The sequence below is a fragment of the Streptomyces sp. NPDC032745 genome (assembly GCF_055579465.1).
The window spans coordinates 548,998-562,602 of sequence record NZ_JBVING010000002.1; the positions used below are offsets into that span (position 1 = coordinate 548,998).

Below are 13,605 nucleotides of genomic sequence, written 5' to 3' on the forward strand. Positions count from 1 at the left end.
ACAACAGTTCATGAATCCGACAATTTAGCAGTCGCGTTATCTGACTATCACGCTGCTCATGCGTCTCTCAATTTGATTCCGAGAGCGACTCAAGGGGAACTCGAGGTGACGTGGATTACCTGGAGCCGGACCCTGACCTGGCCCAATTCGGTGGGCCCTGGCAGAGAATCATCGGGCTGCGGCAGACGTGATTGCGGGGTGGTATTTCAGCCGACGTCATTTGCCCTGGCCTCACCCGGGTGGAGGTCGGCGATCCGCCGCACCGTCAGTCCGGGCAGATGGGCGACCGGGCAGCCCATGTCCCGGGCCACCGCCGGCGGCAGAGCGCCGATGGAGGCCGGCTGGTCGACCACGACGAGCACGGTCCCGTCCCTGGCCGAGCCTCCCGGCCTAGGAGACCGGGCGCCCCATTGCGGGGCCGCCGAAACGGGAAAGGGGGGATCCCGTGGATCCCCCCTCCGTGCGGCACCCGGGTCAGGACGGCAGCCAGGCCCGCCAGGTGGCCTCGTTCTCCTTCACCCAGCGGCCCGCCGCCTCCTGCGGCGACAGCTTCTGATCCGCGATCATCAGGGCGACGTCGTTCTGCATCTCGGTCGTCCACCGGAACTTCTTCAGGAAGGCGGCGGCATCGCCCCCGCCGTCCGCGAAGCGGGCGTTGAGGAACTTCTGCAGCGGCGTGTGCGGGTACGCGCAGGCCACCTTCTCCGGGTCGGCGTCACAGCCCTCCTGGTAGGCGGGCAGTTCCACCTCCGTCATCGGGACCTTCTCGAACAGCCACTGGGGCTTGTACCAGTAACTCAGGAACGGCTTCTTCTCCTTGGCGAACTGCCTGATCTGCGTGATCTGCGCCGCCTCCGAGCCCGCGAACACGACCTGGTAGTCGAGGCCCAGGCTGTTCACGAGTGCCTTGTCGTTCGTCACGTAGGACGGGGAGCCGTCCAGCAACTGGCCCTTGCCGCCGCTCTCCGCGGTACGGAACTGGTCGGCGTACTTGTTCAGGTTCTTCCAGTCGGTGACGTCCGGGTGTTCCTCGGCGAAGTACGTCGGCACGAACCAGCCGATGTGGCCGGTCACCCCGAGATCGCCACCCCGCTTGATCGTCCCCTTGTCGTCGACGTACCGCTTCTCCTGCTCCGGGTGGCCCCAGTCCTCCAGGATGGCGTCCACCCGGCCCTGGCTGAGCGCGTCCCAGGCGGGTACCTCGTCGATCTGGACGGTGTCCACCCGGTAGCGGAGCTCGTGCTCCAGCAGGTACTGGGCGACGGCGACGTTGGCCTGCGCGCCCACCCACGACTGCACGGACAGCGTCACCGTGCGGGAGCCCTTCGCGTCGGCGTACGGGGAGGCCTGGCGGGTCATGTCGGCGGCGCCGCAGCCCGTGAGGGCCGTCAGGGCGACGGCGAGGCCGGCCGCGAGTGCGGCGGATCGTGTGCGAGCCATGTCAGGCCCCCTTTCCGGCGAGGTCGCGGCGCTGTGTCGGCTGGGTGACGCGGTCGAGCATCAGGCCGAGGCAGACGATCGCCGCGCCGGCGACCAGACCGGTCGCCAGGTCGCCCTGGGCGAGACCGAAGACCGCGTCGTAGCCGAGCGCGCCGCCGCCCACGAGGCCGCCGATGACGACCACGGCGAGGACCAGCACCACGCCCTGGTTGACGGCCAGCAGCAGCGCGGGCCGTGCCAGCGGCAGCTGGACCTGGAACAGCTGCTGCCGCCCGGTCGCGCCCATCGAGCGCGAGGACTCCAGAGCGGCCGGATCCACCGCGCGCACGCCCTGGGCCGTGATCCGCACCACCGCGGGCAGCGCGTAGACCACGGCGGCCGCGACCGCCGGGGCGCGGCCCACACCGAACAGGGCGACCACGGGAATCAGGTACACGAACTGCGGCATCGTCTGGAAGACGTCGAGGACCGGGCGCAGCACACGCCCCAGGCGGGTGCTGCGTGCCGCGGCGACCCCGAGGGCGAAGCCGAGCAGCAGCGTCACGGCGACGGCGGCCAGCACCTGGGACAGCGTGTCGAGCGCCGGGTCCCAGACACCCAGGACGCCGATCGCGGCCATCGCCAGGACGGCGGTCGCGGCGGTGCGCCAGGTGCCGATGAGCAGGGCGAGTGCGCCGACGGCCAGCAGGACCGCCCACCAGGGCAGCCACTGCAGTGCGTCGCGCAGGGGGTTCAGGACCCACGTGGTGAAGTGCCCCGCCCAGTCGGCGGTGCCGCCGACGAGGGGCACGCCGGAATAGAGGTGGGCGGTCATCCAGTCGACCGCCCCGTTGACGGGCTCCGCGATGTCCAGCGTCCACCCGGCGGGCCAGGAGAGTCCGTCGACGAGGCGGCCGCCGACGGCGACCGCGGCGGTCAGCAGGGCGGCGACGTTCCGGACGAGCCCGCTCCGGGGGGTCACAGGGGCGCCGATCCGCTCCCCCGCCGCGGCGGTGACCCGGTCCAGGACGATGGCGAGCAGCACGATCGGCACGCCGGCGGCGAGCGCGGCGCCGACGTCGACGGAGGCCAGCGCCTGGTAGACGCGGTCGCCGAGACCGCCCGCGCCGATGACGGACGCGATCACGGCCATCCCCAGGGCCATCATGATCGACTGGTTGACACCGAGCAGCAGTTCCTTGCGGGCCAGCGGCAGCCGGGCCGTCAGCAGCCGCTGCCTGCCGGTGGCGCCGAGGGAGGTGGCGGCCTCCACGACCCCGGCGTCCGCGCCGCGCAGCCCGAGCGCGGTGAGACGGGCCATGGGCGGGGCCGCGTAGACGACGGTCGCGAGGACGGCCGCGGGCACTCCGATGCCGAAGACCAGGACGACGGGCAGGAGGTACGCGAAGGCCGGCAGGACCTGCATGGTGTCCAGCACGGGCCGCAGGATGCGGTGCATACGGTCCGACAGGCCGGCGGCCAGCCCGAGGAGACCGCCGAGCAGCACGGACGCGGCGACGGCGACCACCATCAGGGCGAGCGTCTGCATGGTGGGCACCCACATGCCGAGCAGTCCGCACACGGCGAAGGCGGCGACGGAGGTCAGCGCGAGCCGGACTCCCGCGACGCGCCAGGCCAGCAACCCGGCGGCGGCGGTGACGCCGGCCCAGCCGAGGGCGAGCAGCACCAGGTACACCGCGCGGACGGAGACGACCACGACGTTGCTGACGTGCCCGAGGAAGTAGAGGAAGAGGGGGTGTCCGTCGCGGTTGTCGATGATCCAGTCACTGGTGCGCTTGAGCGGTCCCGACAGGTCGACGGAGAGCGACGCCGGCCAGTTTCCGGCGCCCAGGAGTACGGATCCGAGGACGAGCGCGAGGGCCGCGCCGACGCCGATCAGCCGTCCGCGGTGGCGCGCGAGCGCGCGCAGCACACCGGCTCCGGCGTCGGTCGCGGAGCCCGGAGAAGCAGGGGTGACGGTGGCGGTCATCGGCCCCACCGCCCGGCGTCGGCCGGCACGGCGCCGGCGCCGGTCGTGCCGCACGGAGGCGGCCAGGTCGTATGGGCGTACATCAGGCCGCCGCCTTTCCGGTCGCGGCCGGTACCCCGGCGACGACACCGAGGAGTCCCGCGTGGTCGACCACGCCGAGGCACCTGCCGTCCTCGACGACCCGCGCGTTCGCGCCCGTACGGACGACGGCCTGGATGGCCTCGTGGACCGTGGCGTCCGGGGCGAGCGCGGGGCCGGCCTGGGATTCGCCGGCGAGGGCGGGGCGCATCGCCGAGCGGACGGTCAGCACCTGCTCGCGCGGCACGTCCCGGACGAAGTCCCTGACGTAGTCGTCGGCGGGGGCGCCCACGATCTCCTCCGGCGTGCCGAGCTGCACGATCCGGCCGTCGCGCATCAGCGCGATGCGGTCGCCGAGCTTCAGCGCCTCGCTCAGGTCGTGCGTGATGAAGACCATCGTGCGTCCCTCCTCCCGGTGCAGGCGTACGACCTCCTCCTGCATGTCGCGGCGGATGAGCGGGTCCAGCGCGCTGAACGGCTCGTCGAACAGCAGGACTTCGGGGTCCACGGCGAGTGCGCGGGCCAGCCCGACCCGCTGCTGCTGGCCGCCGGACAACTGGCCCGGCCTGCGGTGCTCCATGCCGTCCAGGCCGACCTTGGCGACGAACTCCGCCGCCCGCTCACGCCGTTCGCCGCGGCCCACGCCCTGGATCTCCAGCCCGTAGGCGATGTTGTCGAGCACCGTCCGGTGGGGCAGCAGCCCGAAGTGCTGGAAGACCATTGCCGCCCGGTGCCGGCGCAGCTCGCGGAGCCGGCCGGTGTCCATGGACAGCACGTCCTCGCCGTCGATGGCGATCGTGCCCGAGGTGGGTTCGATGAGCCGGGTGAGGCAGCGAACGAGCGTCGACTTGCCCGAGCCCGACAGGCCCATGACGACGAAGACCTCGCCCTTGCGGACGTCGAAGGAGACGTCGCGGACCGCGGCGGTGCAGCCGGTGCGCTCGCGCAGCCCGGCGGCGCCGAGGGCGGCGAGCTCGCGGTCGGCGGGCACGCGGTCGGCCTTCGGACCGAAGACCTTCCACAGGTCACGTACGGAGAAGACGGGTTCCGCCGGGGTCTGCGGCGCGGTCGTGGTGTCCGGAAGGGTCGTGGTGTGCGGCGCAGTGCTCATCGGATGGTTCCTCCCAGCAGGTCGGCGCATTTCTCTCCGACCATGAGCACGCCGATCATCGGGTTGACGGCGGTCATGGTCGGGAAGACGGACGCGTCGGCGATCCGGATGCCGTCGAGGCCCCGGATCCTCAGGTCGGGTGCGACGACGGCGAGTTCGTCGTCGGCGGCCCCCATCCGGCAGGTGCCGGCCGGGTGGTAGACGGTGTGGGCGACCTGGCGTGCGTACGCGCTGAGTTCCTCGTCGGAGGTCACCTCGGGACCGGGGCACACCTCGCGCTTCAGCCATCCGGCCAGGGGTTCGCTCGCCGCGATCTGCCGGGCGATACGGATGCCGTCGACGAGGGTGCGGCCGTCGTAGTCGTCCTCGTCGGTGAAGTACCGGAAGTCGAGGGCGGGCTTGTCCTCGGGGTCGGCGCTCGTCAGATAGAGCCGGCCACGGCTGCGCGGCTTGGGGATGTTCGGGGTCATCGACACGCCGTGCGCGGGCCGTTCGTAGCCCAGGCGCTCCGGATTGTCGGTGAAGGGGATCTGGTAGAAGTGGAACATCAGGTCCGGGCCCTCGGCCTCCGGGTCCCGGCGGACGAACAGCCCGGCGTCGGAGTCCATCGCGGAGTTCTCCGGGATCGGGCCGTGCGTCTCCCACACGATGACCGACTCGGGGTGGTCGAGCAGGTTCTCCCCGACGCCCGGCAGGTCGTGCACGACGGGGATGCCGAGCTTCTCCAGGTCGGCGCGCGGCCCGATGCCGGAGTGCAGCAGCAGGCGCGGGGTGTCCACGGCCCCCGCGCACACCAGGACCTCGCGCCGGGCGCGTACGACGTGCTCCGCGCCCTCCTGGGTACGGATGTGCACGCCGGTGGCGCGGGTCCCCTCCAGCTCCAGCCGGAACGCCCAGGTCTCCAGGGCGATGTGCAGGTTCGGCCGGTCCAGGAACGGGTGCAGGTAGGCGACGGAAGCGGACGACCGCTTGTTGTCCTCCGGGTGGTAGGCGAGGTCGAAGAAGCCGGCGCCCTCGTGGAAGGGCCGTCTGTTGAACCCCTCGACGTGCGGAACACCGAGCGAGGTCTGCGCCGCGTCGACGAAGTCCCGGGCGATCGCGTTCCTGTCCGCCTCGCCGACGGGGACGATGTTGTTGCGCAGCCGGGCGAAGTAGGGATCCATGGCTGCCGCGTCCCACCCCTCGGCGCCGGCCTGCGCCCACTCGTCCCAGTCGGAGGGAAGGGGTTTGAACGCGATGAGGGTGTTGTGCGAGGAACAGCCGCCCAGCACCCGCGCACGGCTGTGGCGGATGTGCGAGTTGCCCCGGGGCTGCTCGGTGGTGGGGTAGTCGTAGTCGAGCTCGCCGCCGAGCAGGCCCATCCAGCGGCGCAGGGTGAGGACGTCGTCGCGGCCGAGGTCGCTGGGGCCGCCCTCGATGACGGCGACGCTGACGTCCGGGTCCTCGGTCAGCCGGGAGGCGATCACGGAACCCGCGGTGCCGCCGCCGACGACGACGTAGTCGTACACATGCCGGTCGTACGCGTCGTGGTCGTTCATGCGCGGTCCTTCGCCGTCGTGCCCGCGAACCAGCGCACGGGGCGCGGGGCGAGGTTCTGGTAGATGTGCTTGGCCTCGCGGTATTCGGCGAAACCGCCGGGGCCCAGTTCACGGCCGATGCCGGACTTCCCGAAGCCGCCCCATTCCGCCTGTGGCAGGTAGGGGTGGAAGTCGTTGATCCAGACGGTTCCGTGGCGCAGCCGGGCGGCGACCCGCCGGGCACGCTGTTCGTCGGAGGTCCACACCGCTCCGGCGAGGCCGTACTCGGTGTCGTTGGCGAGGGCGACGGCCTCTTCCTCGGTACGGAAGGTCTCGACGGTCAGGACGGGGCCGAAGACCTCTTCGCGTACGACCCGCATCCCGCGGTGGCACCGGTCGAGGACCGTGGGCCGGAAGAAGTAGCCGGGACCGGCCGGCTGCCCGCCGCCCGCGCGCAGGACCGCGCCCTCGGCGAGGGCGGAGGCCACGTACTCCTCGGTCCTCGCCAACTGGGCCGCGGAGACCAGCGGTCCGCACTCGACGCCCGCGTCGGTGCCGCGTCCCAGCCGGATCAGTTCGGCCCGGCGGGCGAGTTCGGCGACGAAACGCTCGCGCAGCGGCTCCTCGACGATGAGGCGCGAGCCGGCCGAGCAGACCTGGCCGCTGTGGATGAAGGCGGCGTTGAGCGCCTGGTCGACGGCGGTGTCGAACCCCTCAGGGGTCGAACATGCGTCGGCGAACACGACGTTGGGGTTCTTGCCGCCCAGTTCGAGGGCGACCTTCTTCACGCTGTCGGCTGCCGCCCTGGCGACCTTCGTACCGCTGACGAGACCGCCCGTGAACGAGACGAGGTCGACATCGGGGTGCTCGGCGAGCCGGGCGCCGACGGTGCCGCCGGGACCGGTGACGATGTTGGCCGCCCCGAGCGGCAGTCCGGCCTCCAGGAGCAGTTCGATCAGCACGACGGTGGTCAGCGGGGTGATCTCGCTGGGCTTGATCACGAACGTGTTGCCGGCGGCGAGTGCGGGCGCGATCTTCCAGCTGGCCTGGAGCAGCGGGTAGTTCCATGGCGTGATCAGGGCGCAGACGCCGACCGGCTCGTGGACGACGACACTGCGGATCTCGTCCGAACCGGCGTCGACGACCCGTCCGCCGTCCTCGCTCGCCACGAGGTCGGCGAAGTAGAGGAACGCATCGCGGACGCAGTCGACGTCGACGCGGCCCTCTTCCAGCGTCTTGCCCGCGTCCTGGCTCTCCAGGGCGCCGATCCGCTCGCGGTCGCGCTCCAGCAGGGTGGCGACCCGCCGCAGCAGGGCGGCCCGCTCGGCGACCGGCGTACGCGGCCACGCGCCGTCGTCGAACGCCGCCCGTGCCGCGGCCACGGCGTCGTCGGTGTCCTGGACACCGCCCTCCGCCACGACCGCGAACGGGGTCGCGTCGACGGGGTCGATGATCTCGCGGGTGGCGCCGGACAGGGCTGCGCGCCATTCTCCGCCCACATGGATGGTCTGTTGTGCTCCGGTCACGTTACGTACGGCCTTTCGCTTCTTTCGAATCCCCCTGCCGGTTGCACCAGCAGTCCGGCCGCCTGCCCGGGCACCCGAGATCCATGCGCAAAACGTTGCGGAGAGTGTTCTGCTTCACTCGCGAAGGCGTTACAAATAAGGACATATGACTCAGATCTCTTGAGTGGAAAACCAGGGGTGCGTACGCCGTGGAGCCGGCAGGCCCGTATCCGGCGCCGCGGCCCGGTTCCAGCGCATACGGGACCAGGGAAGGGCCAGCCGGCTCTGGTCGGAGACCTCCTGCGGGACGAGGTCCGCGATCCGCGCGGCATCGCGGTGGCGGGCGTAGACGGTGTCGACGTAGCGGTGGCCGGTGTCGGCGGCGATGAACAGGACCGTCCGCTCGGGCGAGCGTCCGCGTTCGTGACGGGCGGCGAGGTAGCCGGCTCCGGTCGACAGGCCCGCGAAGACCGCGTGCCGGCGCAGCAGGTCGACGCTGCCGGCCAGCGCCGCGTCGAAGGAGATCCAGTGCAGGGTGTCGTACATCTCGTGGGAGACGTTCCCGAAGGGGATGGAGCTGCCGATCCCGGCGATGATGATCTCGGGGTCGGAGACGTGTTCGGCGCCGAAGGTGAGGCTGCCGTACGGCTGGACGCCGACGAGTTCGACGTCGGCGGGGCCGGCGGCGGCCCCGCGCAGATAGCGGGCGAGAGCTCCCGTGGACGCCCCCGAGCCGACCCCGCCGACCACGGTGAGCCCGGTCACGTCGCCCGTCTCCTGCCGGATCCGGTCGGCGATCGCGCGGTAGCCGAGGTAGTGGACGTCGTCGTGGTACTGCCGCATCCAGTGGTACTCGGGGTGTGCGGCGAGGATCTCCCGGATCCGCACCACGCGCCGCTTCTGGTCGAGCTTGAGGTCGCTGCACGGTTGCATCTGCTCCAGCGTCGCCCCGAGTACGGCGAGCTGGGTGCGCAGCGTGTGGTCCACCGTCGTCGAGCCGACGATGTGGCAGCGCATGCCGAAACGGTGGCAGGCCAGGGCGAGGGCGTACGCGTAGATGCCGCTGGAGCTGTCCAGCAGGGTGTCCCCGCGGCGCACCGCGCCGGTGTCCAGCAGGTGGCGCACCGCCGCGAGGGCGGAGACCACCTTCATCGTTTCAAAGCGCAGGCAGACGAGCCGGTCGTCGAGACGTATCAGGTCCGGACGGCCGATCGCCTCCGCGATGTGCTGGTCCATGCAGGATCTCCTGGGTGGTGGTGAAGGTCGTGAAGGTCCGGGTGGCGGGGATGCCGTGGGCGTCGAGGGCGCGCAGACAGCTGCGCACGCGGTGCCGCAGGCCCGGTGCGGCCGGGTCGAACAGCACTCCCGCCACCGAGCCGCTGTGCGCGATCTGTACGCCGACCGCCCCGGACCGCCGGGAGATGCCGGTCAGCGCATCGAACTCCGGGTGGTGCAGCGTCCGTTGGCCGCGCCGGGCGCTGGCCGTGGCGACCTCGCCGAGCAGTTGGGCGTCCCCGGTGGCCACCGCCCGCCGCAGCAGCGTGCGCAGCCGCTCGAAAGCCCGTACGTCGGCCTCGGAGGCCTCCCTGACGGGCAGGGAGAGGGTGTCCACGGGCGCGCCCCCGCCGAGGGCACAGCCCACGACGACCAGCGGCGGCATGGCCGGGCCGAGGACCTCCAGCACCCGGCCCTCCCGCTGGGCGAAGAGCACCGGCCGGCCGTCCAGCATCAGCGGATCGCAGGCCAGTTCCGCGTGGACGGCCAGCCGGGCCACGGTGTCGGGGGCCAGCCACAGCCCGTACGAGTCCGCGACCGCGCGTACGGTGGCGATCACGTCGCTGGTGGAGCTGCCCATGCCCAGGCCCACCGGTATCTCTCCGGTGAGCAGCAACTCCCCGCCGCAGGGAGGCTGTCCGGTCCGCTCGGCGCACTCCGCCACCGCGAGGGCCGCGGCCCGTACGGCCTTCGTACGGCCGGCGGGTACGGCGGTGAGCGCCTCCGGCGCCGTAGCGGGCCGGCGGACGAACTCGGCGTGGCTTCCCGGGCCGGCCATGGGGAGGGTGACCAGGCCCGCGCACCTGCGGCCGTCGTCGTCGAGGAAGACGCCCTGGAGGATCTCGCCGTGGTGGCAGGGGGCGTCCCCGGTGCCGGTGGACATCACGCGCGGCTCACCGTCCGGTAGCGGTACAGAACCGTCTCCTCGGCGCTGAACTGGGAGAAGGGGAACGGCTCCGCGGACAGTGCGGTCACGCCCGAGCCGAGGAAGGCGCGGGCGACGGCGCTGCCGGTCTGCGCGTAGACGACCAGCGGGATGCCGCGGGTACGGCAGCGCTCCAGGATGGTGTCGAACGAGCCGTTGCTCAGGGTCATTCCGGTGGCCACGACGGCCTCGGCTCGCTCCAGCACCTCGTGCATGTCGTCGGTGACGGGGTCGCCCCACTGGGTGGCCTTGAGGTTGAAGTCGCAGGGCAGGGGTTCGCCGCCGCGCTCGCGGATCGCCGCGACCAGCGGGTTGACGACGCCGATGAGGCCGACCCGGGCGCCCTCCTCGATGTCGAGCAGTCCGGCGATGGCCGCGTCGCGGGCCTTCGCCCGGACCTCCGGGGTACCGGTGGGGAGGGTCACGGGCTCGGCGTCTCCTGCCGCTCCGGCCACGCGGTGCGGGCGGGTCTCGGAGAGGTAGGCGTCGAGGGCGGCGATCCGAAGCGGGCGCGGGGCCTCGCGCAGCAGGACGTCGAGCGGGGTGCCGGAGGAGTCGTGGCAGACCGACGGGGCGATCTCGCCCGCCTCGAAGGCACAGGCGCCGAAGGAGCCGCCGAGGCGGACCAGTACGTACTGGTTGAGGTAGGTGGTGTCGCCGCCGGCCAGGCGGGTGCCGTGATGGATCCAGAACACGCTCGTGGCGACGAGCTCGCAGGGGAGCGGGCCGTGTTCACCGGCCAGGACGGCCTCGATGAGCCCGTCGACGGAGGTCACGGGCGTAGGGGTGGGGGTTGAGGTCGTGCGGTGCATGGGCTTCCTTCTTCACAGGGCGGGTCGGAGTGCGGGGGCGTCGAGCGGCCCGCGGTAGGTGACCGCGGGGTGGCCCAGGGGGTCGGTGGTGAGTTCGGCGTCGACCTCGAAGACCTCGGCGAGCCACTCGGCGGTGAGAACGGCGGCGGGGGTGCCGGAGGCGATCAGGCGGCCGTGGTGCAGGAGCATCAGCCGGTCGCAGTACCGGGCGGCGAGCGACAGGTCGTGCAGCGCGACCAGGACCGTCCGGCCGGTGCCGGCCAGCAGCTCCATCAGTTCCAACTGGTGTCTGACATCGAGGTGGTTCGTCGGCTCGTCGAGCAGGAGCCCGTACGGCTGCTGGGCCAGCGCGCGGGCGATGTGGGCGCGCTGCCGCTCGCCGCCCGACAGGGCGTTCCAGGAGCGGCCGGCGAGTGTGGTGAGTCCGACGCGTTCCAGCGCGGCGGCGACCACCGCCCGGTCGGTGGCGTCCGGCCTGCGCCAGCGGTCCCGGAACGGGGTCCGGCCCAGGCCCACGACGTCGGCGACCGGCAGATCGCTGTCCGCGCCCGGGTCCTGTCCGACGAAGGCGACATGACGGGCGATCCGCCGCGCACTCCAGTGGCGTACGGACTCTCCGTCGTACCGGACCGTGCCCGCGTCGGGGGCCCGCAGACCGGCCAGGCAGCGCAGCAGCGAGGACTTGCCCGAGCCGTTGGGCCCGAGCAGCCCGACCGTCTCGCCGGGGGCGATGTCCGCGCTGACCTCGCGTACGACCGGCGTGCCCGCCACCGACCAGCTCAGCCCCTCGGCGGTGATCCTCACAGTTCACCCCGCCGGCGCAGCACGAGGAGGAAGAGCGGTACGCCGAGCAGGGCGGTGATCACGCCGACGGGAACCTCTCGCGGTGCGAAGGCGATCCGTGCCAGCGCGTCCGTCCAGACCAGGAACACCGCGCCCGCCAGCGCCGCGTACGGAAGCAGCAGGCGGTGCAGCGGGCCGACGAGGAACCGGACCCCGTGCGGGACGATCAGCCCCACGAAACCGATCGCGCCGACGGTGGCCACGGCGACCGCGGTCAGCACGGCCGTGACCACGAGCAGCAGCATCCTCGTGTGCCGTACGCCGATCCCGAGCGACGCGGCCGTGTCGGTGCCGAACGCGAGCCCGTCCAGGGAGTTCGAGCAGAGCCACGCCACCAGCAGCCCCAGCGGGGTGACGATCGCGCAGACCACGACGGTGTTCCAGCGGGCCGGCGCCATCGAGCCCAGCAGCCAGTGGGTGACGGCCCGCGTGGTGTCCGCGTCCGCCGAGGCCATCAGGACCAGCGAGGTGACTGCGGTGAACAGCTGGCCGACCACCACGCCGGTGAGGACGATTCGGACGGAATCCAGTCCGGTGCGGCGCAGCAACAGCAGGAGCAGGCCGAAGGAGAGCAGCGCGCCGGCGAGTGCGCCGCCGGTGACCCCGAGCGTGCTCGCGCCGATCCCGAGGACGACGACGGTGACGGCTCCCGTCGACGCGCCGGAGGAGACTCCGAGCAGGTAGGGGTCGGCGAGTGCATTGCGGGTGACCGCCTGGAGCACCGTGCCGCACACGGCGAGCGAGGCGCCGACGAGGGTGGCCATCAGCACGCGGGGTAGCCGCAGGTCCCAGATGAGCGAGTCCACCAGCGGGGGCAACGGCACCACGTCCAGGCCGAGGTGGGAGCCGAGGACCCGGGTGAGGCCGGCCCAGCCGACGTCGGCGGTGCCGGTGCGCACGGCAGTCGCCACCGAGCCCGCGAGGGCGCCTGCGGCAAGGAGCAGGAGGACCACGTGGGCCGCCGCGGACCGGCCGGGCCGGCAGGTGGCGGAGCCCCCCGTCACCACCCGCCCGCGGGCCGCCGGAAGCAGGAGATCCGCCCGGTCCGTCCGGGTGTCCGGGTCAGCGGACATAGCCGAGGTCCTTCATGCCGTTCGCCAGCAGCCCGAGGGCGTGTACGGAGCGCACGGACGGGTCCAGCTCGATGCCGGGCACCTCGAGGATCTTGTTGTCGCGGACGGCGGCCAGCTTCGAGATCACCGGGTGCCGTGTCATCGCGGCACGCTTCTCGGCCGCACTGTCTCCGGGACGGCCGCGCTCGGACAGGTCGCCGATCACGATGAAGTCCGGATCTCGCCGGGCGACTTCCTCCCAGGAGACCTCCGGCCAGTCCTCGTCGGTGTCGTCGAAGGCGTTCTCCGCGCCGACGATCCGGCTCATCTCACTGGGCAGGCCGGTCCTGCCCGCCACGTACGGCATGCCGTTGAAGACGGAGTAGAGGTAGACGACGGTCGGCCGGTCGCCTCCCTGGGCGGCCTTGGCGGCGTTCTCCCCGGCCCGGGCGACCGCCGCACGCTGGCCGGCCACGAGTTTCCCGGCCCGCTCCTCGGCGCCGAAGAGCTTGCCCAGGTTCTCGTAGTCGGAGAAGAGCAGCTCGAAGGGGGTTTTGCCGGCCGGGTTCTGCTGCGGGCAGTCCACGGCGCTGATGAAGGTGGGGACCTTGAGGGCGTCCAGTTCCTCGCGGGTGCCGGCGCGGTCCTCGGTGTAGAGGTCCGTGGAACCGGCGACGACGAAGTCGGGCGTGGCGGCTCTCAGTTGCTCACCGGTGGCGATCTTCGGGGCGATGACCGGGACCTTTGCGTACGCGGCCTCGTACGGCGCGGGGATCTTCGTCTTGAGGTTGGCGGTCCCCGCCATCCGGTCCTGGAGGCCGAGTTCGAGCAGCGTCTCGGTCGAGGTCTGGTCCAGGGCGACGGTCCGCTGCGGCGGCTCGGCGAAGGACACCCGTCGGCCGCAGCTGGTGACGGAAGCCCCCTCGGCGCTGTTCCGGGCCCCGGGCCTGGCGTCCGCCCGGGAGCCGTCCCCGGCTGCCGTGGAGCAGCCCGCGGTGGCGAGGGCGAGGGTCAGGGCGATGCCGAGGCGGGCGGGATGGCGCATGGGTTCTCCGGTCTGGGAGGGAGGGGTGGGTGG

11 protein-coding genes and 1 pseudogene are annotated in these 13,605 nt (G+C 72.2%); all 12 read right to left on the reverse strand.

What is annotated here, in order from left to right:
* Positions 1 to 218: 218 nt before the first annotated feature.
* Positions 219 to 368: pseudogene (locus ACZ5WG_RS06675) on the reverse strand (IS110 family transposase); the annotation flags it as partial.
* A 106-nt stretch (positions 369 to 474) separates the two neighbouring features.
* Positions 475 to 1,440, reverse strand: coding sequence for an ABC transporter substrate-binding protein (locus ACZ5WG_RS06680; protein WP_468721148.1), 966 nt, complete (start codon positions 1,438 to 1,440; stop codon positions 475 to 477).
* A gap of 1 nt (position 1,441) precedes the next feature.
* The gene (locus tag ACZ5WG_RS06685; RefSeq protein ID WP_468721149.1) at positions 1,442 to 3,409 is read right to left on the reverse strand and encodes an ABC transporter permease subunit; all 1,968 of its coding nucleotides are present in this window, start codon (positions 3,407 to 3,409) and stop codon (positions 1,442 to 1,444) included.
* 82 nt (positions 3,410 to 3,491) lie between these two features.
* Positions 3,492 to 4,598 carry a quaternary amine ABC transporter ATP-binding protein gene (locus ACZ5WG_RS06690; RefSeq protein ID WP_468721151.1) on the reverse strand — a complete coding sequence of 369 codons (1,107 nt, stop codon included), beginning with the start codon at positions 4,596 to 4,598 and terminating at the stop codon, positions 3,492 to 3,494.
* Positions 4,595 to 6,136 (reverse strand): GMC family oxidoreductase, encoded by a 1,542-nt coding sequence (locus tag ACZ5WG_RS06695; RefSeq protein WP_468721153.1) that lies wholly within the window; start codon positions 6,134 to 6,136, stop codon positions 4,595 to 4,597. The genes ACZ5WG_RS06690 and ACZ5WG_RS06695 overlap by 4 nt, the downstream gene beginning before the upstream one ends.
* Entirely contained in the window at positions 6,133 to 7,641 is a 1,509-nt protein-coding gene (locus ACZ5WG_RS06700; protein ID WP_468721154.1) for an aldehyde dehydrogenase family protein, read from the reverse strand. The genes ACZ5WG_RS06695 and ACZ5WG_RS06700 overlap by 4 nt, the downstream gene beginning before the upstream one ends.
* Before the next feature lie 150 nt (positions 7,642 to 7,791).
* Positions 7,792 to 8,856 (reverse strand): pyridoxal-phosphate dependent enzyme, encoded by a 1,065-nt coding sequence (locus ACZ5WG_RS06705; protein WP_468721156.1) that lies wholly within the window; start codon positions 8,854 to 8,856, stop codon positions 7,792 to 7,794.
* Positions 8,777 to 9,778 carry a GHMP family kinase ATP-binding protein gene (locus ACZ5WG_RS06710; protein ID WP_468721157.1) on the reverse strand — a complete coding sequence of 334 codons (1,002 nt, stop codon included), beginning with the start codon at positions 9,776 to 9,778 and terminating at the stop codon, positions 8,777 to 8,779. The genes ACZ5WG_RS06705 and ACZ5WG_RS06710 overlap by 80 nt, the downstream gene beginning before the upstream one ends.
* Positions 9,778 to 10,632 (reverse strand): Rossmann-like domain-containing protein, encoded by an 855-nt coding sequence (locus tag ACZ5WG_RS06715; protein WP_468721158.1) that lies wholly within the window; start codon positions 10,630 to 10,632, stop codon positions 9,778 to 9,780. Before ACZ5WG_RS06715 ends, ACZ5WG_RS06710 begins: the two co-directional genes overlap by 1 nt.
* 12 nt (positions 10,633 to 10,644) lie before the next feature.
* The gene (locus tag ACZ5WG_RS06720; RefSeq protein ID WP_468721160.1) at positions 10,645 to 11,436 is read right to left on the reverse strand and encodes an ABC transporter ATP-binding protein; all 792 of its coding nucleotides are present in this window, start codon (positions 11,434 to 11,436) and stop codon (positions 10,645 to 10,647) included.
* On the reverse strand, positions 11,433 to 12,548 hold the full coding sequence (locus ACZ5WG_RS06725) for a FecCD family ABC transporter permease (RefSeq protein WP_468721161.1): 1,116 nt from the start codon (positions 12,546 to 12,548) through the stop codon (positions 11,433 to 11,435). The genes ACZ5WG_RS06720 and ACZ5WG_RS06725 overlap by 4 nt, the downstream gene beginning before the upstream one ends.
* Positions 12,538 to 13,572: an ABC transporter substrate-binding protein gene (locus ACZ5WG_RS06730; RefSeq protein WP_468721163.1), complete on the reverse strand. Its 1,035-nt coding sequence runs from the start codon at positions 13,570 to 13,572 to the stop codon at positions 12,538 to 12,540. Before ACZ5WG_RS06730 ends, ACZ5WG_RS06725 begins: the two co-directional genes overlap by 11 nt.
* Positions 13,573 to 13,605 lie beyond the last annotated feature (33 nt).